This is a genomic window from Streptosporangium minutum, from assembly GCF_002149035.1.
GTDB lineage: Bacteria > Actinomycetota > Actinomycetes > Streptosporangiales > Streptosporangiaceae > Streptosporangium > Streptosporangium minutum.
Window position 1 is genome coordinate 1 of record NZ_NGFP01000159.1, and the last position, 21,680, is coordinate 21,680.

General features: G+C 71.4%; 22 protein-coding genes. 12 read left to right on the top strand and 10 right to left on the bottom strand.

Translation table 11 applies throughout. From position 1 onward, the window contains the following. The coding region (locus CA984_RS28580; protein WP_086576620.1) for an NAD-dependent epimerase/dehydratase family protein at positions 1–841 on the top strand (841 nt) is incomplete at its 5' end. On the opposite strand, the gene CA984_RS28585 is transcribed toward CA984_RS28580, so the two are convergent. Then, complete coding sequence (locus CA984_RS28585) at positions 799–1,695, bottom strand: hypothetical protein (RefSeq protein ID WP_086576621.1); 897 nt, start codon at positions 1,693–1,695, stop codon at positions 799–801. The two genes, CA984_RS28580 and CA984_RS28585, sit on opposite strands and share 43 nt — an antisense overlap. 251 nt (positions 1,696–1,946) lie before the next feature. On the opposite strand from CA984_RS28585, the gene CA984_RS28590 reads away from it, so the two are divergent. From CA984_RS28590 to CA984_RS28610, 5 genes are all read left to right on the top strand, one after another. Next, positions 1,947–3,320: an LCP family protein gene (locus tag CA984_RS28590; RefSeq protein ID WP_086576622.1), complete on the top strand. Its 1,374-nt coding sequence runs from the start codon at positions 1,947–1,949 to the stop codon at positions 3,318–3,320. Positions 3,321–3,518: 198 nt separating this feature from the next. Then, positions 3,519–4,586, top strand: a complete 1,068-nt coding sequence (locus tag CA984_RS28595; RefSeq protein ID WP_086576623.1) for an ABC transporter substrate-binding protein — start codon at positions 3,519–3,521, stop codon at positions 4,584–4,586. A gap of 30 nt (positions 4,587–4,616) precedes the next feature. Continuing rightward, positions 4,617–5,408, top strand: a complete 792-nt coding sequence (locus CA984_RS28600) for an ABC transporter ATP-binding protein (RefSeq protein WP_086576624.1) — start codon at positions 4,617–4,619, stop codon at positions 5,406–5,408. Continuing rightward, positions 5,398–6,273 (top strand): ABC transporter permease, encoded by an 876-nt coding sequence (locus CA984_RS28605; protein ID WP_031158233.1) that lies wholly within the window; start codon positions 5,398–5,400, stop codon positions 6,271–6,273. Before CA984_RS28600 ends, CA984_RS28605 begins: the two co-directional genes overlap by 11 nt. Before the next feature lie 4 nt (positions 6,274–6,277). Then, complete coding sequence (locus CA984_RS28610; RefSeq protein WP_086576625.1) at positions 6,278–6,685, top strand: RrF2 family transcriptional regulator; 408 nt, start codon at positions 6,278–6,280, stop codon at positions 6,683–6,685. A 130-nt stretch (positions 6,686–6,815) separates the two neighbouring features. On the opposite strand, the gene CA984_RS48230 is transcribed toward CA984_RS28610, so the two are convergent. Genes CA984_RS48230 through CA984_RS28635 form a run of 5 tightly spaced genes read right to left on the bottom strand, consistent with a single transcriptional unit; the run spans position 6,816 to position 11,421 of the window. Then, positions 6,816–7,592, bottom strand: coding sequence for an ABC transporter ATP-binding protein (locus tag CA984_RS48230; protein ID WP_086576626.1), 777 nt, complete (start codon positions 7,590–7,592; stop codon positions 6,816–6,818). After that, a complete protein-coding gene (locus tag CA984_RS48235; RefSeq protein ID WP_242676228.1) occupies positions 7,589–8,608 on the bottom strand; it encodes a FecCD family ABC transporter permease in 1,020 nt (339 codons plus the stop codon). Before CA984_RS48235 ends, CA984_RS48230 begins: the two co-directional genes overlap by 4 nt. Beyond that, positions 8,605–9,594 carry a FecCD family ABC transporter permease gene (locus CA984_RS28625; RefSeq protein WP_086576627.1) on the bottom strand — a complete coding sequence of 330 codons (990 nt, stop codon included), beginning with the start codon at positions 9,592–9,594 and terminating at the stop codon, positions 8,605–8,607. The genes CA984_RS48235 and CA984_RS28625 overlap by 4 nt, the downstream gene beginning before the upstream one ends. Then, the gene (locus tag CA984_RS28630; RefSeq protein WP_242676229.1) at positions 9,584–10,420 is read right to left on the bottom strand and encodes a siderophore-interacting protein; all 837 of its coding nucleotides are present in this window, start codon (positions 10,418–10,420) and stop codon (positions 9,584–9,586) included. The genes CA984_RS28625 and CA984_RS28630 overlap by 11 nt, the downstream gene beginning before the upstream one ends. Next, complete coding sequence (locus CA984_RS28635; RefSeq protein ID WP_086576629.1) at positions 10,417–11,421, bottom strand: ABC transporter substrate-binding protein; 1,005 nt, start codon at positions 11,419–11,421, stop codon at positions 10,417–10,419. Before CA984_RS28635 ends, CA984_RS28630 begins: the two co-directional genes overlap by 4 nt. 134 nt (positions 11,422–11,555) lie before the next feature. Between CA984_RS28635 and CA984_RS28640 the strand changes: the two genes are divergently transcribed. The 3 genes from CA984_RS28640 to CA984_RS28650 all read left to right on the top strand — a co-directional run bounded on the left by CA984_RS28640 (position 11,556) and on the right by CA984_RS28650 (position 13,944). Next, positions 11,556–12,377: a helix-turn-helix transcriptional regulator gene (locus CA984_RS28640; protein ID WP_242676230.1), complete on the top strand. Its 822-nt coding sequence runs from the start codon at positions 11,556–11,558 to the stop codon at positions 12,375–12,377. Between the two features lie 151 nt (positions 12,378–12,528). Continuing rightward, on the top strand, positions 12,529–13,494 hold the full coding sequence (locus tag CA984_RS28645) for an ATP-binding protein (RefSeq protein WP_086576630.1): 966 nt from the start codon (positions 12,529–12,531) through the stop codon (positions 13,492–13,494). Between the two features lie 63 nt (positions 13,495–13,557). Next, positions 13,558–13,944, top strand: coding sequence for an SCO5389 family protein (locus CA984_RS28650; protein WP_086576631.1), 387 nt, complete (start codon positions 13,558–13,560; stop codon positions 13,942–13,944). Here CA984_RS28650 and CA984_RS28655 read toward each other — a convergent pair. From CA984_RS28655 to CA984_RS28665, 3 genes are all read right to left on the bottom strand, one after another. Continuing rightward, positions 13,913–14,998, bottom strand: a complete 1,086-nt coding sequence (locus CA984_RS28655; RefSeq protein ID WP_086576632.1) for an LLM class flavin-dependent oxidoreductase — start codon at positions 14,996–14,998, stop codon at positions 13,913–13,915. The two genes, CA984_RS28650 and CA984_RS28655, sit on opposite strands and share 32 nt — an antisense overlap. A gap of 71 nt (positions 14,999–15,069) precedes the next feature. Beyond that, positions 15,070–15,738, bottom strand: a complete 669-nt coding sequence (locus CA984_RS28660; protein ID WP_086576633.1) for a ribonuclease HII — start codon at positions 15,736–15,738, stop codon at positions 15,070–15,072. Between the two features lie 9 nt (positions 15,739–15,747). After that, the gene (locus CA984_RS28665) at positions 15,748–16,683 is read right to left on the bottom strand and encodes a LysR family transcriptional regulator (protein WP_086576634.1); all 936 of its coding nucleotides are present in this window, start codon (positions 16,681–16,683) and stop codon (positions 15,748–15,750) included. A gap of 98 nt (positions 16,684–16,781) precedes the next feature. Here CA984_RS28665 and CA984_RS28670 point away from each other — a divergent pair, with 98 nt between their 5' ends. Further along, positions 16,782–18,062 (top strand): pyridoxal phosphate-dependent aminotransferase, encoded by a 1,281-nt coding sequence (locus CA984_RS28670; RefSeq protein WP_086576635.1) that lies wholly within the window; start codon positions 16,782–16,784, stop codon positions 18,060–18,062. Between the two features lie 185 nt (positions 18,063–18,247). Then, the gene (locus CA984_RS28675) at positions 18,248–18,892 is read left to right on the top strand and encodes a GNAT family N-acetyltransferase (protein ID WP_086576639.1); all 645 of its coding nucleotides are present in this window, start codon (positions 18,248–18,250) and stop codon (positions 18,890–18,892) included. An 84-nt stretch (positions 18,893–18,976) separates the two neighbouring features. Here the strand turns inward: CA984_RS28675 and CA984_RS46495 are convergent, their stop codons facing one another. Then, the gene (locus CA984_RS46495) at positions 18,977–19,471 is read right to left on the bottom strand and encodes a hypothetical protein (protein ID WP_086576636.1); all 495 of its coding nucleotides are present in this window, start codon (positions 19,469–19,471) and stop codon (positions 18,977–18,979) included. Positions 19,472–19,791: 320 nt separating this feature from the next. Between CA984_RS46495 and CA984_RS28685 the strand changes: the two genes are divergently transcribed. After that, a partial coding sequence (locus tag CA984_RS28685) for an AfsR/SARP family transcriptional regulator (RefSeq protein ID WP_207621075.1) occupies positions 19,792–21,680 on the top strand: 1,889 nt, incomplete at its 3' end.

Sequence of the window (21,680 nt, forward strand, 5' to 3'; positions counted from 1 at the left end):
GGTATCCGCCTTCGGCAGGCGGCCCTCGGTGGAGCACGGGCATGTGGGCGGCGCGCCGTACACGCCGTGGGATCTCCTGGGGGACAGGCCGGGACTGCCCGAGGTGGACGTGGTGATCCACTGCGCCGGGAGCGTCACGGACTGGGGGCCGGCGGAGGACGTCTGGGCGGCCAACGTGGACGGGACCCGCAACGTGGCCGCGGCCTTTCCGGGGGCCAGGTTCGTGCATGTGAGCACGGCCAGTGTCTACGACCCGTTCCGGCCGACCGTGATGGCCACCGAGGACATGGCCCCGGTGGGCCGGTACGTCAACGCCTACGGCGCCGCGAAGGCCGCCGCGGAGAGGGTCCTGAGGGGGGCGGTCGTGCTGCGTCCGCACGCCGTCTACGGCAGGGGGGACACGACCCTGCTCCCCCGGGTCCTGGGGGCGGTCCGGGGAGGGAGACTCCTCGCGGTGGGCGACGGCCGCCAGCGGGTCAGCCTGACCTCGGTGGACAACCTGGTCCAGGCCTGCCTGCTCGCCGCCGCCGGTCCCGTCGGGCACGGCGTCTTCAACGTGACCGACGCCGAGCCGGTCGTCCTCGACGACGCCCTCCGCTCGATCCTGAAGGAACGGGGCATCGACGCCGAGCCGTACTATCTGCCCCTCGGGCTGGCCGAACCCCTCGCCGTCGCCGCCGAGACCGCGTTCCGGCTGCTCCGGCGCGCGCGCCCGCCCCGGCTCACCCGCTACGCCGCGGGCCATCTGGCGGTGGAGCGGACCCTCGACATCACCGCCGCCCGCGACCGGCTGGGCTTTCATCCCTCGGCGACGTCGTTCACGGGCGCGTCCGGCTGGTGATCGCGGGAGGCCCGCTTCCGGCGGCACGCGAGGAAGGCGATCCCGGCCACGACCAGACCGAGCGCGAAGATCACGCGCAGGCCGCCCCTCAGGGACCCGGTCAGCGCGTCGAAGACGGCGGTCGCGGCGGCCTCCGGCATCGCGTTCTCGACGTAGTCGGGCAGGTAGGCGTCGCGGATCACGGCCAGGGCGGCGGCCAGGAGGAACATGCTCGCGGCCAGGCCGAGTCCGGCGCACAGCAACGCCCGCTGCCGGTTACGCGCCAGCAGCACCCCCGTCGTGAGGAGGGCGAGGGACAGGATCGGCAGCACCCATTTCAGCCTGATCAGCCAGGTGTAGGCGGTCCGCGCCTTGACCAGGTCGGCTGAGGAGAACAGTTCGAACGCGGGGTGCAGGTCGGGGACGGGGCCACCCAGCTCCCGCTGGAGCAGGCTGTTCACCTGATCCTTGACCAGGTTGTACACCGGGCTGAGGTCGAGGCTGACGGTGTCGTCCCGCACCGGCGGCACGCGACCGTCCTCGCCCGACAGGATCGCGACGAGCTGCCGGTGCGTCACCCTGTTGACGTCCTCCCAGACGGCGGGAAACTCTTTGCCTCTGACGACCGCCTGCACCAGCGTGTGGACGAGGTCCTCGGCGCGCGACAGCGTCCGTTTCCGCAGCGGTCTGGTGATCGCGCCGGCGACGCGGTCCACGATGGCGTCCTGGACGTCCGGGTCGTACGCCAGCGGGGCGACGTGCTCGACGTAGCGGCCGGTGTCGGCGATGTCGGCCGCCGCCCAGAATCCGACGAGGGCGGGCGGGGCGAGGACGCAGCCGAGCACGACCAGGATCGCACCGAACTCTGCCCGCACAGGATCCCCCTCCCCGGCCTTACTGGGAATCCCCGGCCTTACCTGGGAATCCCCATCCCCACCTGGTAAAACCCGCCAGATATCCTTTTTGACCACGATTTGGCGATCAGTGATCGCCCGAAACGACAGGCTTCGCTCACCGAAGCTTGACCTGGACTTCTCAGCGCGTCGCGCAGCCACATAGCCCATTCATCCGAAAACCGTTACTAACCTGTGACACGTGAATTCGATGAACGGGAGATGTTAGAAAGATGGCAGGTAAACGGGGTGGTCTAAGCGTCAGATCGAGCCTCGCGCTGACACTGGGCTCGGCCGTTCTGTGGGGCCTGGCCCACCTGTGGGTGGGCCGGCGCGTGACGGGCGCCCTCCTGATGGGGGTCTATGCGACCCTCGTCGCGGCGATCGTGGCCACCCTGTTCAAGACCAAGCCGGAACTGCTCTCCCTCGCCGTGCAGCCGAGCTGGCTGTGGACCTTCGCGCTGGGCGCCCTGCTCTTCGCCGCCGTCACCGTGGCGGTGGTCATCCGGTCCTACCAGCTCGTCCGCCCGGAGTCGCTGTCCGGCCCGGCCCGCTACCTCTCGGCTCTCTCGGTCGGCCTGCTGTGCGCGCTGGTGATCGCCCCCATGGTCTACGCGGCCCGCCTGGCCTTCGTCTCCCAGCACGTGGTCACCTCGGTGTTCACCGCGAACACCGTCCCGATCCCGGTGGATCCGTGGCGGGGCCACGACCGGGTCAACATCCTGCTGATCGGCGCCGACGCGGCGCCCAGCAGGCCCGGCGTGCGCACCGACAGCATGACCGTCGCCAGCGTCGACACCAGGACCGGCGACACCGTGCTCTTCGGCCTGCCGAGGAACCTGGAGCACGTCCCGATGCCGGCCGGCCCGGCCCGTGACCGCTTCCCCTACGGCTTCGGAGGCGAACCGCCCTACACCCCGGGCCTGCTCAACGAGGTCTTCCAGTACGCCGAGGACTACCCCGAGGTGGTCCCGGGCGTCCCCAAGGGCCAGCGCGGCCCGACGCTGCTCAAGCGGACGATCAGCGACATCACCGGGCTCGACATCACCCACTACGCGATGGTCGACATGAGCGGCTTCGCCCAGATCATCGACGCGATGGGCGGGGTGAGGGTCACCGTCAAGGAGCCCATCGTGTACGGCAGGCAGAACGAGGGCCTGATCCGGGCGGGCACCCGCAAGCTGTCGGGTGAGGAGGCGCTCTGGTTCGGCCGGGCCCGCACCTACAGCGACGACTACGTCCGGATGGGCAGGCAGAAGTGCCTGATGAACGCCGTCGCCAAGCAGGCCGACCCGGTGACGGTGCTGAGGAGTTTCGAGAAGCTGGCCGACGTCGCGCTGCGCGCCGTCTCCACCGACATTCCGCAGGGGCTGCTGCCGAACCTGATCGACCTGTCGGACAAGGTGAAGAAGTCCAAGATCAAGAGCTTCCAGTTCGTCCCGCCGCTGATCAATACCGGTGACCCCGACTACCGCCTGATCAAGCACAAGGTCAGCACCATCCTGGCGAAGTCGGCCGACGAGTCCTCCACCCCGTCCGGCCGCGCCAAGAACGCCCGCAAGGACTCGGCCCAGGAGGCCGTCAACCTCGACCTCGCCTGCAACTGACGGCGGCGCGAAGTCGGCCGGCCCCCTCGGGGACCGGCCGGCTTTCCGCATGAGCCGCCGGCGGGGTCACGGACTCCGCACGGAAGAGCACGGAGCGGTAACGATGGACCGTTCCCCACGATTCCTACTTGACCGGTCGGCATGCTAGGTTCTTATATACACCTAACCGACTTATTAAGTAGGAATTAGGGAGTAGTCATGAACGCTCGCAGGGTTCGCGGGGTGGTGGCCGCCCTGGCCGCACTGGCGCTCACGACCTTGGCGACCGCCTGCGGGGGCACGGAGACGACGGGGACCGCGGCCTCCGCCGGCGGCGGGGACAAGCTCGCGGAGGTCCGGCTCGGATACTTCCCCAACATCACCCACTCCACGGCGCTGGTCGGCATCGAGAAGGGCCTGTTCGCCAAGCACCTCGGCGACACCAAGCTCAAGACCAGCACCTTCAACGCCGGTCCGGCCGCGATCGAGGCGGTCTTCTCGGGCGCGATCGACGCCACCTACATCGGCCCCAACCCGGCCATCAACGCCTGGGCCAAGTCCAAGGGCAAGGCGATAAAGATCATCGCCGGTTCGGCCTCCGGCGGCGTCTACCTCGTCGTCAAGCCCGGGATCAACGGGGTCGAGGACCTCAAGGGCAAGAAGATCGCCACGCCGCAGCTCGGCAACACCCAGGACGTGGCCCTGCGCTACTGGCTGCAGGAGAAGGGGCTGAAGACCGACACCAAGGGCGGCGGTGACGTCAACATCCTCCCGCAGGAGAACTCCCAGACCCTGCAGACCTTCGCCACCGGCGACATCGACGGCGCCTGGGTGCCCGAGCCGTTCGCCAGCCGCCTGGTCCAGGAGAGCAAGGGCAAGATCCTCGTCGACGAGCGCGACCTCTGGCCGGACAAGCAGTTCGTCATCACCCACCTGATCGTCCGCCAGGAGTTCGCCGCCCAGCACCCCGAGACGGTCAAGCAGCTCCTTGAGGGGCACGTCGAGGCCAACGCCGCGATCAACGCCGACCCGGCCGGCGCCGCCACGACCGTCAACAGCGCGCTGGAGAAGCTGAGCGGCAAGCCGCTCAAGCAGGAGGTCCTGGACAGCGTGTTCAAGAACATCACCTTCACCAACGACCCGATCGCCTCCTCGCTGGTGGGCAGCGCGGACCACGCGGTCAAGATCGGGCTGCTCCAGCCGGTCGACCTGAACGGCATCTACGACCTGAACACCCTCAACGAGATCCTCAAGGCCAAGGGCGAGACCGCGGTCGCCGACAGGTAACCGCCCGATCCGTATCCAGTAGGAGGGCAAGTGACAGCTCCGCTCCGGGAGCGGACGGACAGCCGGATCCAGGGTGGCGAGCCCGCGGTCCGGCTGGACGGCGTCTCCAAGATCTACGGCCAGGGCAAGAACGGCCTCCTGGCCCTCGACAACGTCTCCCTCTCCGTCGGGCAGGGCGAGTTCGTCTGCATGCTCGGCGCCTCCGGCTGCGGCAAGAGCACCCTGCTCTCCCTGGTCGCCGGACTCGACAGCCCCACGGCCGGCCGGATCGGCACCGAGGGCCGCAGGATCGCCATGATGTTCCAGGAGCCCGCGCTGTTCCCCTGGCTCACCGTCTCGGCGAACGTCGAGATGGCGATGCGGGTCCAGGGCGTGGCCAAGCGCGAGCGCCAGACCCGGGCCGCGGAGTTCCTGGAGATCGTCCACCTGGGCGGCTTCGGCGACAAGCGCCCGCACGAGCTGTCGGGCGGCATGCGCCAGCGGGTCTCCCTGGCCCGCGCGCTCGCCCAGGACGCGGACGTGCTGCTGATGGACGAGCCGTTCGGCGCGCTGGACGCGATGACCCGCGACCTGCTCCACGACGAGCTGGAGCGGATCTGGCGGGAGCGCGGGCTCAGCGTGCTGTTCGTCACCCACAACGTCCGCGAGGCCGTACGGCTCGGCGACCGGGTGGTCCTGCTCAGCAGCCGTCCCGGCCGGGTCGTGGAGGACTTCCCGGTCACGCTCGACCGTCCCCGCCACACCGACTCGGCCGAGGTGGCCAAGATCGCCGGAGCCATAACCGGCCGCCTGCGCGAGGAGGTCATGCGCCATGGCAGTTGACCAGGCGACCCCCGACACCCATGCCCGGCAGCTCGCCGGGCTCGACGCGCTGGAACTGGGCGGCGGCACGCGCGGCGGGCTCGCCCCCCGGATCTGGGGCCGCGTCTGGCCGATGGTCCTGGCGGTCGGCATGGTGGTGGCGATCTGGCAGGCCGTGGTGTGGGCCGGCTTCTGGCCGGACTACGTCTTCGCCGGGCCCGCCGAGGTGGTCCCGGTCCTCGGGGACCGCCTGACCAGCGGCGAATACTGGGAGGCCATCGGCGTGACGATGCGCCGCGCGGTGACCGGTTTCGCCGTGTCGGTCCTGGTCGGGCTGGTCCTGGGCGCCCTGGTGTCCCGGATCCGGGTGCTCCGGGCCGCCTTCGGCTCACTGATCACCGGCCTGCAGACCATGCCGTCGATCGCCTGGTTCCCGCTGGCCATCCTGCTGTTCGGGCTGACCGAGAGCGCGATCACCTTCGTGGTCATCCTCGGCGCGGCGCCGTCCATCGCGAACGGTCTGATCGGCGGAGTGGACTACACGCCGCCGATCCTGCTGCGCGCCGGGCACGTGCTCGGCTTCCGCCGCCTCCAGCTCTACCGCCACGTGATCCTGCCGGCGTCGCTGCCGTCGTTCCTCGCCGGGCTCAAGCAGGGCTGGGCCTTCGCCTGGCGCTCGCTGATGGCCGGTGAGCTGGTGGTCATCATCGCCCACCAGTCCTCGCTGGGCGAGCGGCTCTACTACGACCGCGAGCTCGCCGACTCGGCCGGCCTGCTCGCCACCATGATCGTGATTCTGATCATCGGCATCGGGGTGGACCTGCTGTTCGAGACGGCCGACAACTCTCTGCGCCGCCGCTGGGGCCTCCAGCAGGTGCGCAACTGACGATATGCGGATCTCCGCCAGAACCCAGTACGCGCTGCGAGCCGCCACCGAACTGGCCGCCGCGCCGCCAGGCCCCGTGCCCGCCGAGAAGATCGCGGTGTCGCAGAACATCCCCCGGAGGTTCCTGGACAACATCCTGCTGCAGTTACGGCGGGCCGGGCTCATCCACAGCCAGCGCGGCCCCGACGGGGGCTACTGGCTGGCCCGGCCCGCCGAGGAGATCACCCTGGCCGATGTGATCATGGTGGTCGAGGGCAGCCCCGAGCATTCCCGGCACGGCGGCTACCCGGGGGTGGCGGGCCCCCTGGCCGACGTGTGGAGCCTGCTGCGCGAGCACGAGGAGACGCTGCTCACCGAGATCACTCTCGCCCACATCACCAAGGACGCCTCCCGACGCCCGCCCCGGCGGTGATGCCTCACGATGGTGACGACGTGGAAACCCCCGGGCCCGGCAGGCGCACGGACACCGCGCGGGCCCGGAAGGGGGACCGCCCCCAGCCGGGTTCCCCCGCCGTTACCGTGGTGGAATCTCTGGACCGGATCTAGACGGTCGGCACCACCATGGGGGTGCCGGTCACCGGGTCGGGCACGACGACGCTGGGCAGGTTGAAGACCTCCTGGATGAGTGCCGCGTCGACGATGTCGGCCGGCGCCCCCTCCGCGACGACGCGGCCGTCCTTCATCGCCACGAGATGGTCGGCGTACCGGCAGGCCTGGTTGATGTCGTGCAGGACCGCGATGACGGTGCGCCCCTCGTCGCGCAGGCGCGCGAACAGGGCGAGCAGCTCGTACTGGTGCGTGATGTCGAGGAACGTCGTGGGCTCGTCCAGCAGGAGGTAACGCGTCTCCTGGGCCAGCACCATCGCGACCCACACGCGTTGACGCTGGCCTCCGGACAGCTCCTCGACCGGCCGCTCGGCCAGGTCCGCGACACCGGCCGCCGCCATGGCCTCGTCCACGGCGCGCTCGTCCTCGGACGACCAGGTCGACAGCAGCGACTGGTGCGGGTAGCGGCCGCGGGCGACGAGCCGCCTGGCCACGATGCTCTCCGGGACGACGAGACCCTGGGGCAGGAATCCGACCTCCCGGGCGATGGCTTTCGGCCTGTAGCCGGCCACGTCGCGGCCGTCGAGGAGCACCGCCCCGGCCGAGGGCTTGAGCAGCCGGACGAAGGCACGCAGGAGCGTCGACTTCCCGCACGCGTTGGCGCCGACGATGGCGGTGAACGCGCCGTCGGGAACGTCGAGGCTCACGTGCGTCGACACCACCCGTCCGCCGTAGGCGAGGGTGATGTCCTGGGCGGCCAGGCGTGTTGTCACGGTCGCCTCACTTCCTTGGAGAGCAGCCAGATGAGGTAGCACCCGCCGATCGCGGTCGTCACGACACCGGCCGGCAGCGCGATCGGGGCCAGCAGCATCTGTGCGGCGAGATCGGCGGCCAGGAGCAGCACGGCGCCGGTCAGCGCCGCGGGCAGCAGGGTCACACCGGCCGCGCCGGCGAGCCGGCGGCCGATCTGGGGCGCGGCGAGCGCGATGAACGCGATCGGCCCGGCGACCGCCGTCACGGTGGCGGTGTAGCCGACGCCGGCCAGGACGATCAGGAGCCGGTGCCGGTTCAGGCCCACGCCCGACGTGACGGCGAGCTCGTCGCCGAGCGCGGCCTGTTGCATGGTGGTCGACAGCGTGGCGAGCAGCAGCGCGAGCGCGCCGATGATGAGGAACGGCAGACGCACTTCGTCCCAGTCGACACCGTTCAGCGAACCCGCGCTCCATCCGGTCGCGGCCATCGCGACCTCAAGCTCGGCGCGCAGCACGATCCAGGAGTTGACCGCGGTCAGGATGGCGTTCATGGCGATCCCGATGACGATCAGCCGCAGGCCGCTGAGCCCGGAGTTCAGGGACAGGAGATAGACGGCCGCCGCGGCCAGCAGCCCGCCCGCCACCGAGCCCGCGGCGAGCTGTGCGGCGGTTCCGCCCAGCACCGTGATCGCGAACAGCGCGCCGGTGTAGGCGCCCGCGTCGAGGCCGATGACGTCCGGGCTGCCGAGCGGGTTGCGCGTGAGGTTCTGGAAGGTCGCCCCGGCCAGCCCCAGCGCGGCGCCGAAGACGAGCGCGGCGGTCACGCGGGGCAGCCGCCACTCCCTGATCACCACGGCCGAGTCCCCGTGACCGGCGAGCGCCGAGAACACCTCCGGCGGCGTGACCCAGGAGGCCCCGTGGCAGAGGCCGAGGAAGGCGAGGACCAGGGCGGCGGCGAGCAGCGCCGACGACACCAGAACCGTCCGCCGTTCGATCCTGACCGACCACGGGCCGGCGCGCAGCACGACGGCGCTCACAGGGACACCGCCCCGTAGCGCCGGACGGCCCAGATGAGCGCCGGGCCGCCGAGGAAGGCGGTGACGACGGCCACGGGGACCTCGCCCGTCGGCAGCAGGACGCGCGACCCGATGTCGGAGACCAGCAGCAGGATCGGCCCCAGCACCATCGTGTAGGCCATGAGCCAGGGGATCGATCCGCCGGCCGGTCGGCGGGCCAGATGGGGAACGATGAGCCCCACGAAGGCGATCGGTCCGGCCACGGCCGTGGCGGCGCCGGTGAGCAAGGTGACGATCACGAGGACGCCGAGCCTGGTCCGCACGGTGTGGCCACCGAGCGTGTGGGCTACCTGCTCGCCCAGGACCAGGGCGTTCAACGGCCTGGCCACGGCCATGGCGCCGATCAGGGCGAGGGCGATCACCAGCAGCGGGACGGTGAGGGAGACCTGCTCGCGGCCGGCCAGCGACCCGACGGACCAGAAGCGGAACCGGTCGAAGACATCGGGAAGCATGAGCCGCATGCCGAGCGAGACGCCCGCGAGCACGGAGCTGAGAGCGACGCCGGCGAGGACGAGCCGCAGCGGGGAGGTCCGGCCGACGGCGTAGACCACCAGTGCCGCGAGCACGGAGCCGGCGAACGCGAGCCCCAGTTTCGCGGGCTGCGCCCCCGCGAGGCCCAGCGCGCCGCCCATGTTGATCGCGAAGCCCGCCCCGGCGGTCACCCCCAGGACGCCGGGCTCGGCCAGCGGGTTGCGCGTCAACGTCTGGATCAACGCGCCCGACGCGCCGAGGGCTGCGCCGACGCAGATGCCGAGGATCGTGCGTGGCACACGGACCTCACGGACGATCAGATGGTCGTCGGCGCCGGCGTAGGCGGCGAAGGCACGCCAGACCTCGGCCGGTGCGATCGTGTGGGTCCCGACGCTCACGCCGGCACCCGCCACGACGACGAGCAGGGCGGCGGCCGCGACGAGAATCGCGACCCGCCCCGACAGCTCAGTCCTCAAGTCCGGCGACTCCGCGCTTCCAGTAACCGGTGAACAGCGAGTCGAACCGCCCCGCGCTCCACGGGCGCAGCGGTTTGATGTCGCCCGCCTCACCGGCCGCGAACAGGAAGGTCCGCTCCGCGGGCAGGGGCAGGGACCGCACGGTCGCCGCGAGCGAGGAGCGCGCGCCCTCACGGACGAGCCAGATGACCTCCACCCCGTCGCGTGGCGCGAGCGGGTACCCCTGTTCGACGGCGTCGCCGGTCTCGACCACGACCTGGGCCGAGACATCGGCCGGGGACTCCTCCAGCCAGCGTGCGACGGCCGGCAGCGCGGTGGCGTCGATCGCGAAGACGTAGTGGCCGTAGTCGTGGGGGAAGGCCTTGGCCCCGGGCGGGCCGGCGATCGTCACCTCGTCGCCCACCTCGACGGAGGCCGCCCACTCCGACGCGACCCCGCCCTCGTGGAGCACGATGTCCAGGTCGAGCTCGCGGGCCTCGGCGTCGAACCGCCGCACGGTGTACTTCCGCGTCGTGGGCAGCGGCTTCGGCCAGTCGAGGGTCAGGTCGGCGTTGGCGACCGGAACGCGGCGCGTGCCGTCCGGATCGGGGAAGACGATTTTGACGTGGTCGTCGGCCTGGTAGGTATGGAACCCGTCGAGTTCCGGGCCCCCGAGGGTCAGCCGTAGCATGCGCGGCGTCACGTACTCCCTCACGAGGACCGGGACGGTGCGGACCCCGATCGGATAGCCGATGCGCACCGTGCCGCTCCCGGACCGGTGGTGGGAGGCGACACGGCCCCGCGGGTCGTGGCGGTCGGCGTTCATCGGCCGAGCGGCCCCGCTCATCGGTCGAGCAGCGGCGCGAACGCCTGGTCGACCGCGTCCAGCGTCTTGAGCGCCGAGCTGTACGTCGCCGCCTCCGTGTACCGCAGCGGGAAGACCTTGCCGGCCTTGACCGCGGGCAGGTTCTTCCACAGCTTGGAGTCGAGCACGTACTGCACCGCGTCGCTCACCGAACCGTCGGGGTCCAGCGAGTACGTGATGGCGTCGGCGTCGCCGAGGCTCTCGGGCAGTTCCTCGATCGACGGGTACTCCGAGACGTCGCGCCCTCCGCCGCCCTTCTGCTTGACCTCGCCGTAGTAGGTGACGCCGATGTCCTGGGCGATGTTGGTACCCCACGCCCCGGCGAACTCGCGCTGGAACGTTCCCTTCGAGATCTCGCCGTAGGAGCCCACGTGGCCGAAGTCCACGCCGTCGAGCGCGTCCTTGTACTTGGCGGCGAGTTCGGCCGCCTTCTTCTCGTACCCGGCTTTGGTGGCTTCGAAGGTGCTGAGACGGCCCACGGCGTCGGACTGGCGTCGCGACAGGTCGCGCCACGCGGAGGGGGTGGTCGGGCCGATGGCGACGACGGGGGCGATGGACTTCAACCGGTCCATGTCGATGTCCGCGAGGACCGGCTGCGGGACGCCGATGACGATCAGATCCGGCTTGGCCGCGGCGACGGCCTCGTAGTTGGTCTCGGCGGCCGTTTCGCCCGCGACCTTGGCGAGGCCGTTGTACGTCGCGAGGTCCTCCTCGGTCATCAGCGCCAGACCGCGTTTCCAGGTGGAGATGCCGACCAGGGCGGCATCGGCCTCGATGAGCACCGGCACCGCGTAACCGGTCGCGACGACGCGCTTGGGGTCGGCGGGGATCGTGATGTCGCCGTTGTCGGCGGCGAAGACGCGGGTCGCGGCCGCGGCCGCGGCATCGGTCTTCTCACCCGGGTCGGTGGAACCGCAGCCGGCCATCAGGGCGAGCGTGAGAGCCAGAACGCCGGTGAGGCGCCAGGGCTGTCGAGAGGACATGGGCGTGTTCCTTCGAAGTGCTTCGGTGCAGGAGGATGAGCCGGCCTCATCAGCGGATATGAAATTAGGTTACCCTTACCTAATATTTTTCGATGTCGCCGAGAGGACATCCCATGTCGATGGAAGGTCACTCTGTGGCGACCGCGCGGCACTCCGGGACGGACCCGCTGTGGTGCGAGGAGTACGGCTACGGCCTGGGCCTGCCCACCGGCATCCTCGTGCTCAAGTACCGCGCGGCGGGCCTGCTCGAGTTCGGGGAGGGCAGGCAGGACTTCCTGCACCAGCTCTACTGGTCGCCCGACGGCGTGCTCTCGGCCCGGCACGGCGGCGACGCGCAGTTCGTGGGACCGAAGGAGGCGTTCTGGGCCCACCGCGCCGTGAGCCACGAGGTGCGCGCGGCCGACCGGCAGACCGTGTACCGGATCTGCCTGCGCGAGGTGCCCGCGGCGCTCGCCGGGCTGCGCGCCGGCGCGGTGTCCATCGACGACGAGGCGGCGCGGCTCGTCCAGGCGATCGCCCGCCCCGGGTACGGCCGGCACGAGGCGCTCGCCGCCCGCCTGCGCATCATGACCGGGTTCGGCGCGTCGACCCGGGAGTTCGTCGGCCATCACGCCACCGGCACCGGCTTCGCGATGACGGTCGCCCGTACGCTGTCGCACGACCCCGGCGACCCCGTCCGCCTCGCCGAGTGGGCCGAACGGCTGCACATCAGCGTCAAGACACTGCAACGCGACTTCGCGCGCGAGTTCGGCATGTCCTACACGCAGTGGCGCACCGAGCTGCGCCTGCGCGCCTCACGGGCGCTGCTGGAGACCCAGCCGGTGGCCGAGGTCGCCCGCCGCGTCGGCTACGCGTCCCCTTCGGCTTTCATCGCGGCCTTCTCGAAGGAGTACGGGTGCACGCCCGGCCGGTACGCCCTCCGTGAGACCGGCTCCGACCACGGCCCGGAGCTGTGAATCGTCCGGGGTGACCCCTGACGGAAGGCCCCTCACCGATGGAGCCACCGCCCCCTGTCCGTCCATACCCGCCACGCGCGCCCACCGACCGTGGCATGATAATCACTCTCAGGACTTGCAATGGTTTTCATAATCAGATTGGATCGTCGTCGTGAGGGTGGCATTCGTCGGTAAGGGCGGCAGCGGCAAGACGACGTTGTCGGCGCTGTTCGCGAGATACACCGCGGTGCGGGGCGGGCCGGTCGTCGCGATCGACGCCGACATCAACCAGCACCTGGGCATGGCGCTGGGGGTGGAGGACGGCGCGCTGCCCCGCCCGATGGGCGCGCACCTGACCGAGATCAAGGAATACCTGCGGGGCGACAACCCGCGTGTCTCCTCGGCGGCGGCGATGGTCAAGACCACGCCGCCGGGGCGCGGCTCGCGGCTGCTGGACCTGAAGGAGCCCGCCGATCCCGTCCACGCCCGCTACGCGGTGGCCACGCCGGACGGGCCGCGGCTGATGGTCACCGGCCCGTTCGCCGAAGACGATCTGGGGGTGGCCTGCTACCACTCCAAGGTCGGCGCGGTGGAGCTGTATCTCAACCACCTCGTCGACGGGGCGGGGGAGTACGTGGTGGTGGACATGACCGCGGGGGCCGACTCCTTCGCCTCGGGGTTGTTCACCCGTTTCGACCTGACGTTCCTGGTGGCCGAGCCGACCCGGCAGGGGGTGGGGGTCTACCGCCAGTACCGCGACTACGCGGCCGACTTCGGCGTGCCGGTGGCGGTGGTGGGCAACAAGGTGCACGGCCCGCGGGATGTGGAGTTCCTGCGCGAGCATGTGGGCCAGGACCTGCTGGTGTGCGTGGAGCACTCGGCGGCGGTGCGGGCGATGGAGCAGGGGCGTCCCTTCCGCCTGGAGGATCTGGAGCCGGCCAACGCCGAGGCCCTGGGCGGGCTCCTGCGGCATCTGGACGCCCAGGAGAAGGACTGGGCCCGGTTCGGCCGCCAGGCCGTGCAGTTCCACCTCAAGAACGCCGAGGCCTGGGCGAACAGGGCCACCGGCGAGGATCTCGCCGCCCAGATCGACCCGGACTTCGTCTTCGGGCCCACGCGAGTGTCGCTCCCACGCTAGATGGAGCGGCCGCCGGGCCCGCCCTAATGTCTGAACGATCCCCTTCTGAGAGGAGAACGCAGCATGTCGCTGACCGTTTCGAAGGATCTTCTCGACCTGGCGGAAGCCGGTGAGGTGGACGACGCGGCGTTCGTCGCCTGCGTCCGCGACTCCCTGCCCTACGCCTGGTCGGTGATCAGCGAGCTGGTCCGGCAGCGCGATCACAGCGGCGCGGAGTTCACCGACAACACCGTTCCCCCGCCGGACGAGGCCGCCCGGGGCCAGCTCCTGCGCTGTCTCGCCAGCGACGCCATGCGCGGCGCCCTGGAGCGGCACTTCGGGGTGAGGCTGGCCTTCCAGAACTGCCACCGGGTCGCGGTCTTCGACCCGTCGGCCACCAGGGCCCACGCGGAGTTCGTCACCGCCAGGTCCCAGATCCTCAACCAGACGCCGGAGCTCGTCGACTGCTAGGGAGGCGATCGCGGACCCGGGGCAGCACCTCGGCCCCGAGTCGCCGGATGTTCTCGAGGGTGCGGGCCTGCTCGCCCGCACCCTCGACCATGAGCATCAGGTGCCTGAGCCCGGTGGCCTCCGCGGTCCGCGTGATCTTCTCGACGCAGCGACCGGGTGAGCCGACCGGGTGCGCGTCGCAGAGGAAATCCACATATGCCGGGATGTCGCGCCGCGGCCGGGCCCGGCCGTCCACCGGTACGTACCCCGCGAGTCCCGGCTCCAGCCACCGCGGCATGGCCTCCCGCAGCTCCTCGGCGACCTGCGCCGTCGAGTCGCCCACGTGTCCCACGACCGCCGCCACGTGCCCGGGGAGGGACGGGCCCGCCGGTCCGGCCACGCTCCCGCCGGGCTCCCGCCCGCCCGGCCCGCCGGTGGCCGGCGGCCGTACGGCCGTCCGCCGGTAGTGCCGGAGCATGGCGGCCTTCTCCTCGTCTCCGATGTGCATGCCGAGCAGCATCGGCAGGCCGCGCTCGGCGGCGAGCGCCACGGTCTCCGGCGAGGTGCAGGCGACGACCGGCCGGAGCCGGACGGCGGGCACCATGGGCACCTCCCTGAACCTGAAGAACTCCCCGTCCGCCGCGACCGTCTCCCGGCCCAGGGCCGCGCAGAGCAGATCCAGCGACTCGGCGAAACCACGCTCGAAGCGCGCCAGCCCCGTCCCGAACACCTCCAGGTCCACCCACGGCCCGCCCCTGCCGACGCCGAGCGTGAACCGCCCTCCCGAGACCTGGTCGAGGACGGCCGCCTGCTCGGCCAGGTCGACCGGATGCCGCGCCGACAGCACGCTCACCGCCGTGCCGACCCGGATCCTGGAGGTACGGCCCAGCGCCACACCGGCCAGCGTCACCGCCGACGGGCACACGCCGTACGACATGAAGTGGTGCTCGGCGATCCACGCGTCGTCGAACCCGGCGTCCTCGGCGGCGGCGACCGCCTCCACCGTGTCCCGCAACACCTCCCCCGGCCGCCGTCCCGGGAATCCCGCCGCGACCAGAAAGACACCGATGCGCATAGTGAGTACTTTGGAACGGCGCGCGGGAACGGGAAAGGTCAGATCACCGTTCCGGCCGGACGCCGGGGCCCTTACCCGAAGAGGCCGAGCTGTCCCTCCCCGGCGAGCGGGTTGCGGTGCTTCTTGAGGTGGCGCCAGCGGGGCAGGTCGTCCAGATAGGACCAGGACAGGCGGTGGTGCGCGGTCGGCCCGAGCGAGGCCAGCGCGGCCTGGTGGACCGGCGACGGGTAGCCGGCGTTGTCGGCGAAGCCGTACTCCTCGAAGCCGAGGGAGGCCATGTAGGCGTCCCGGCGGACCTTGGCGATCACCGAGGCGGCGGCCACGGAGACGCAGGACAGGTCGCCCTTGATCTCGCAGCGGACCGGCCACGGCGCGCCCAGGTAGTCGTGCTTGCCGTCGAGGATGACCGCGTCGGGCCGGACCGGGAGCCCGGCCAGCGCCCGCCTGGCCGCCCGGCGCAGGGCCTCGGTCATGCCGAGCGCGTCGATCTCCTCGTGTGACGCCTCGCCGTAGCCGATCCCGGCCGCCCAGCCGGTGATCTCGGCGACCATGGAGGCACGCCGGGCCGGGCTGAGCATCTTGGAGTCGGTCAGCCCCGCGGGCGGCTCCGACAGGTCCGTGACGACCGCGCAGACCGCCACCGGTCCGGCCCAGGCGCCGCGCCCGACCTCGTCGACCCCGGCCACCAGCTTCGTCCCGCCGGCCGACAGCAATCGCTCAAGCGTGTAGGAGGGAGGCACGCCCCGACGTTACCGGGCCGCGAGCTCCACCGCCGCGAGATCGGCGGCGAGGAGACGGGCGGCGACGTGGACGGCGCGCAGGGTGACGGAGACGGCGGGGCGGTGGACGCTGGCGGCGCGGGCGACGGCGTGGACGTCGCGGCCGACCGGGGCGCCGGGGAACTCGCGCACGACGATGCCGCGGACCCCGGAGGCCAGCGCCAGGGCGGGGACGGCCGCGATGCCGATGCCCTTGGCGACCAGGCCGAGGATGGTGCCCAGGCCCTCGAACTCCCACGGCACCGGCTGGGCGCCGCCGACGTCGGCCAGCAGGCTGTCCACGGCCAGCCGGGAGGGCTCGCCGTCCGGGGTGGCCATCCACGGCTCGTCACGGAGCTCACGCAGGTCCACGGGCTCGTCCAGGGAGGCCAGGCGGTGCTTGCGCGGCACCACGAGCACCAGCGGATCGTGCAGCAGCGGGAAGACCCGCAACGTGTCGGACCCGCGCACCCGGCCGTACCAGTCGTCCACCAGGGCGATGTCCACCTCGCCCGACTGGACCTCGCGCATCCCGCGCCCGGAGCGCCCCTGCCCCATCCGCAGGGTCAGCGCGGTGTGACGGCGCAGCGACCGGGCCAGGGCGGGCGCGAAGGCGACCGCGGCGGTGGGGAAGGCGGTGACGGTGACCCGGCCCGAGGGGGTCGCCGCATGGGCCGACAGGTCGGACTCGGCGGTCTCGACCATCGACAGGATGCGTTCGGCGTGCGCGACCAGGCGGCGCCCGGCGTCGGTCAGCTCGGCGCTGCGGGCGGTCCGGTCGAGCAGCACCGCCCCGGCCTCCCGCTCCAGCGCCGCCAGTTGCTGGGAGACCGCCGAGGGACTGTAGCCGAGGACCGCGGCGGTGGCCGCGATGCTTCCCCGGCGGGCGAACTCGCAGATCAACGCCAAGCGCCGCAAATCAAGCATCAGACTTCCTTATGCCTACCCACAACAACCAAAGCTTGTCCTGATGCCTGTAGCCCACCACGCTTGGGAACGTTCCGCAATGAGCGAGAGGACTCCCCATGAACGTGACGCTCTCCGCCACGCTGGCGGCCAACGAGGAGATCGAACGAAGACGGCGCGCCGGTGAGCGCGTGCTGCACCTGGCCTTCGGGGAGGCCGGTCTGCCCGTTCATCCGGCGCTGCGCGAACGGCTGATCGCCGCGTCCGAGCACAACGGATACGGGCCGGTCGCCGGAGCGGCCGCGCTGCGTGAGGCGGCGGCCGGATACTGGCACCGGCGGGGCCTGCCCACCGACCCCGACCTGGTGGTCTGCGGCCCCGGAAGCAAGTCCCTGCTCTACGGCCTGCTGCTCGCGATCGGCGGCGACATCGTGCTGCCGATGCCGAGCTGGGTCAGCTACGCCGCCCAGGCGGATCTGGTCGGGGCGCGGCCCCTGCTCGTCCCAGCACCCCCCGGCGAGGGAGGGGTGCCGGACCCCGAGCGTGTCGTCTCCGCGGTCCTGCACGCGCGGTCCCAGGGGCGCGACGTGCGCTCGCTGCTGGTCACGCTGCCCGACAACCCCAGCGGCACGCTGGCCGCCGCCCGCACGATCAGGCGGATCACCGAGGTCGCCCGCGACCTCGACCTCACGATCATCTCCGACGAGATCTACCGCGATCTCGTCCACGACACCACCGTGGGCTTCCTCAGCCCGGCCGAGCTGGCCCCCGAACGGACCGTGATCACCAGCGGGCTCAGCAAGAGTCTCGCCCTCGGCGGCTGGCGGATCGGCGTCGCCCGGCTCCCGTCGGTGGAGCTGCGCGACCGGCTGCTCGCCGTGGCCAGCGAGATCTGGTCCAGCCCGGCGGCCCCGGTCCAGCAGGCGGCGGCCTACGCCTACACCGAGCCCGCCGAGCTCGTCGAGCGGATCGACGAGAGCCGGCGGCTGCACGGCACGGTGGCGCGGGCCGTGCACGAGAGGTTCGTCCGGGCGGGCGTGCGGGTGGACGCGCCGCAGGGCGGCTTCTACCTCTACCCCGACTTCACCGGACTCGCCTACGCGACCTCCGCCGAACTGACCGCCGACCTGCTCGACAGGCACGGCGTCGGGGTGCTCCCCGGGCACGCCTTCGGCGACGATCCCCGGGCCCTGCGGGTGCGGGTGGCGACCAGCCTCCTGTACGGCGAGACGACCGAGCGGCGGCTGGCCGCGTTGTGCACCGCCGACCCTCTCGGACTGCCCTGGATCTCGGCCTCACTGGACCACCTGAGCGAGGCTCTGACCGGCCTGAACACGGTCCGGCGGGCATCCGGCCGGCTCGTGCGCGCCGCCCTGGTCCCGACCCCGGCGGCGGGGTGATCGCGGGGAGCCGCCCTTGGGGGAAACTTTACTCAGGCGCCGGGAGCGTCTGAGACAACATTCGCGTGGCTGACCTGGGGTTTTGTGCTCCACGCGCCAGGGAGACAGGCATTTTCCTGGATGCTCACCAAGATGTCCCGTGTCATTTGGCACCAGGCATCTCGGGGAGCCCTCATCATGTGCTCATGCCCGCTTTTGTCACCCTGTCCGGGCGCTCCGTGCGCCTGGAACCGCTCAGCCTCGCGGCCGTCGACGACCTCGTCGCCGCGGCGAGTGAAGACCGTTCTACTTACGCCTTCACTCGCGTTCCCCGTAGCCGGGGCGAGATGGTCTCCTACGTGGAGGCCACTCTGGCTGAGCAGGCGGAGGGCCGCACGATGCCCTTCGCCATCCGGTGGCTGCACACCGACCGCGTCGTCGGTGCCACCCGTCTCATGAACCTGGAGTACTGGCAGGGGCCCATGCCCTGGCCGCCGGGTGCACATGGTGCGGTGGGCGAGGTCCCGTCCGTGGCGGACATCGGTTACACCTGGCTGGCCGCTTCGGCCCAGGGCACGGGTGTCAACCGGGAGAGCAAGTATCTGATGCTCTCCCTCGCCTTCGAGACCTGGCAGGTCCACCGCATCACACTCAAGGCTGACGTACGGAACGTACGCTCCCGGGCCGCCATCGAGGCCCTCGGCGCACACCTCGACGGTGTGCGCCGGGCGGAGACCCGAGGCGCCGACGACACGGTCCGAGATACCGCCTATTACTCGATCCTCAGTTCGGAATGGCCGCTCGTGCGAGAACGGCTCCACGCGCGGCTCGGCCTGTTCGAAGCCGCGTAAGGCGACCCCGTCACTTCGATGACCTCATGGAACTGAAGGCCCGCCCGGGACTCCGGGCGGGCCTGCTGTTCGTCCGGCGGACGGTTACTCGTCGTCCTCGTCCCCGCCGTCGACCTCGTAGACGTAGTCCCACTTGCCGCAGAGCTTCCTCTTGGCCTGGCTGTTGTCCCAGTAGCAGACCCGGACCTGGACGTTGTCGACGTCGTCCTGCCGGAAGTGGAAGGGCTGGTAGCCGCTGGAGCCGCACTTCTTGGCCCAGTAGTAGGTCTCGTCACCGTCGGCGTTCTCGAACTTGACCTGGACGTAGCCGCAGAGCCGGCTCGGCGAGTACTTGTCGTAGAGCCTTCCCTCGACGTGGACCCTGTCGAAGCGGTCGACCCACACGCGTCCCTTGGCCTTGGCGCGGGAGTCGTCGTAGTACTTGGAGTAGTCGTAGCCCCAGTAGTCGTAGTCGCTCGCGGCGGTCGTGCTCGCGGTGACCGTGGCGGCCGAGGCGGAGGTGGCCAGGACCGGGGCGCCGGCCGCGATGACGGCGGTGGCGGCGGCGAGGCCCAGGAGGGTGCGGGTCGTGCGGCGCATGGTGGTTCTCCTTGAGGGTGGGAGCGACTCCTTTTTTCCTGGTCGAGGAGCCATGGCTCATTGATAGGCCGAGCCGCCTGCACCGCGCTTACAGCGCCTTTATCAACGCCTGATCGGCACCTGCAATCTACTGACATGTCGGGCATGACAGCCCCCGTATGGCGCCATGCCCGACAGCCCTCAGCATCACGCTCATGACTCAACGCCCGATTAACGGCCAATCAACGCTTCGGTTAACGAGTGAGTAGCCATCTATGGACTAAGCAACCGAGGATCTATCATTGGCCACAAAACTTTCCATTAAGACGGAGATCAAAGAAATGGCTGTTCACGGCAGCGAAGACGGGTTGCGCTTCGCCGTGCTCGGCCCTGTACAGGCGTGGCGTGACGGCACCGAGCTCGATCTGGGCACACCCCTGCAACGTTCCATTCTGGCGATGCTGCTCCTGCGCGAGAGCCGGGCGGTCACCCCGGCCGAGATGATCGACGCGGTCTGGGGGGAGGACGCCCCGCCGCGCGCGCTCGGCGCGCTGCGCACCTACGTCTCCCGGCTGCGGGCCGTGCTGGAGCCCGGCAGGTCTCCCCGCACCCGCCCCGAGCTGCTCATCTCGGTGGGCCGGGGCTACGCGCTGCGGCTGACCGGCGGAGTCCTCGACCTGACCCTCTTCGACCGGGGCCTCCAGGAGGCCGAGGCCGCCCGCCGCGCCGGAGACCGCGCCGGAGCCGCCGAGAGCCTGCGCGCGAGCCTGGCGCTGTGCACCGGTGAGCCACTGGCCGGGGCCGTCGGCCCCTATGCCGAGCACCAGCGCGACCGGCTCGTCGAGCGCCGGATGAGCGTGCTGGAGACCCTGATGGACCTGGACCTGGAGCTGGGCCGGCACGCCCACGTCGTCTCCGAGCTGATCGCGCTGACCGCCGACCACCCGCTCCGCGAGCGGCTCCGCGCCCAGTTGATGCTGGCCTACTACCGGTGCGGACGGCAGGCGGACGCGCTCGCGACCTTCGCCGACACCCGCGCCGCGCTGATCGAGGAGCTCGGCATCGAGCCGGGGCCCGGCCTGACAGCCCTGCACCAGCGCATCCTCACCGGCGATCCGAGCCTCGCCCCCGCCTCGCTCCCCGCCGCCGATCCGGTACGGCTCGCGCCCGCCGACCCCCCGGAGCCCGCCCGGCCGCCGGAGACCGCCGAGCCCGGCGCCGGCGCTCCCGAACTGCCGCGCCCGGCGCAACTCCCCGCGGCCGTGAACGACTTCACGGGCCGCCGCCAGATCATCGCCCGGCTGTGCACCCTGCTGTCCACCCAGGGCGGCGCCGACGGCGTGCCGGTGGCCGCCATCTCCGGCATCGGGGGCGTCGGCAAGACGACCCTGGCGGTGCACGTCGCCCACACCCTGCACGACCTGTTCCCCGACGGCCAGCTCTACGCCGACCTGCGCGGATACGGCGAGGAGCCGGTCGCGCCCGAGTCGGTGCTGGCGGCGTTCCTGCGCGCCCTCGGCCTGCCCGCCGACATCATCCCGGACGGCCTGGCCGAGCGGTCGGCGCTGTTCCGCTCCCTGCTGACCGACCGGCGGATGCTGGTGCTGCTCGACAACGCCAGGGACGCCGCCCAGGTCAGCCACCTGCTGCCCGGATCGACCGGCTGCGCGGCGATGGTGACCAGCCGCGGCAAGCTCGCCGACCTGGCCGCGGCCCGGCTGGTCGACCTGGACGTCATGGAACCGGACGAGGCGCTGACCCTGTTCGGCACGGTCGCCGGCGCCGAACGGGTGGCCGCGGAGCGCGCCGCCGCCATGGACGTCGTCGCCGCCTGCGGCTTCCTGCCGCTCGCGGTGCGGATCGTGGCGGCGCGCCTGGCCGCCCGAGCCTCCTGGACGGTCGCCTCGCTGGTGCCCCGGCTGGCCGACGAGCGCCGCCGCCTCGACGAGATGCGCGTGGGCAACCTCGCGGTGGAGGCGACCTTCGCCCTCGGTTACGGACAGCTCAGTCCGGCGCAGGCCCGGGCGTTCCGGCTGCTCTCCCTGCCCGGCGGCCCGGACATCTCAGCCGGGGCCGCCTCCGCGCTGCTCGCGCTGAACCCGACGGACACCGAGGACATCCTGGAGTCCCTGGTGGACGCCAGCCTGCTGGAGGCTCCGGCCCCCGGCCGCTACCGCTTCCACGACCTGCTCAAGCTCTTCGCCCGCCGTACCGGCGAACGGGCCGAGGC

What these genes read in the sequence shown, in the direction of transcription:
- CA984_RS28605 (WP_031158233.1), top strand. Translation starts at nt 5,398, where the DNA reads ATGGCAGTTGACCAGGCGACCCCCGACACCCATGCCCGGCAGCTCGCC.
- CA984_RS28670 (WP_086576635.1), top strand. Translation starts at nt 16,782, where the DNA reads ATGAACGTGACGCTCTCCGCCACGCTGGCGGCCAACGAGGAGATCGAA.
- CA984_RS46495 (WP_086576636.1), bottom strand. Translation starts at nt 19,471, where the DNA reads ATGCGCCGCACGACCCGCACCCTCCTGGGCCTCGCCGCCGCCACCGCC.
- CA984_RS28655 (WP_086576632.1), bottom strand. Translation starts at nt 14,998, where the DNA reads ATGCGCATCGGTGTCTTTCTGGTCGCGGCGGGATTCCCGGGACGGCGG.
- CA984_RS28610 (WP_086576625.1), top strand. Translation starts at nt 6,278, where the DNA reads ATGCGGATCTCCGCCAGAACCCAGTACGCGCTGCGAGCCGCCACCGAA.
- CA984_RS28675 (WP_086576639.1), top strand. Translation starts at nt 18,248, where the DNA reads ATGCCCGCTTTTGTCACCCTGTCCGGGCGCTCCGTGCGCCTGGAACCG.
- CA984_RS28635 (WP_086576629.1), bottom strand. Translation starts at nt 11,421, where the DNA reads ATGTCCTCTCGACAGCCCTGGCGCCTCACCGGCGTTCTGGCTCTCACG.
- CA984_RS28590 (WP_086576622.1), top strand. Translation starts at nt 1,947, where the DNA reads ATGGCAGGTAAACGGGGTGGTCTAAGCGTCAGATCGAGCCTCGCGCTG.
- CA984_RS28630 (WP_242676229.1), bottom strand. Translation starts at nt 10,420, where the DNA reads ATGAGCGGGGCCGCTCGGCCGATGAACGCCGACCGCCACGACCCGCGG.
- CA984_RS28665 (WP_086576634.1), bottom strand. Translation starts at nt 16,683, where the DNA reads ATGCTTGATTTGCGGCGCTTGGCGTTGATCTGCGAGTTCGCCCGCCGG.
- CA984_RS28650 (WP_086576631.1), top strand. Translation starts at nt 13,558, where the DNA reads ATGTCGCTGACCGTTTCGAAGGATCTTCTCGACCTGGCGGAAGCCGGT.
- CA984_RS28595 (WP_086576623.1), top strand. Translation starts at nt 3,519, where the DNA reads ATGAACGCTCGCAGGGTTCGCGGGGTGGTGGCCGCCCTGGCCGCACTG.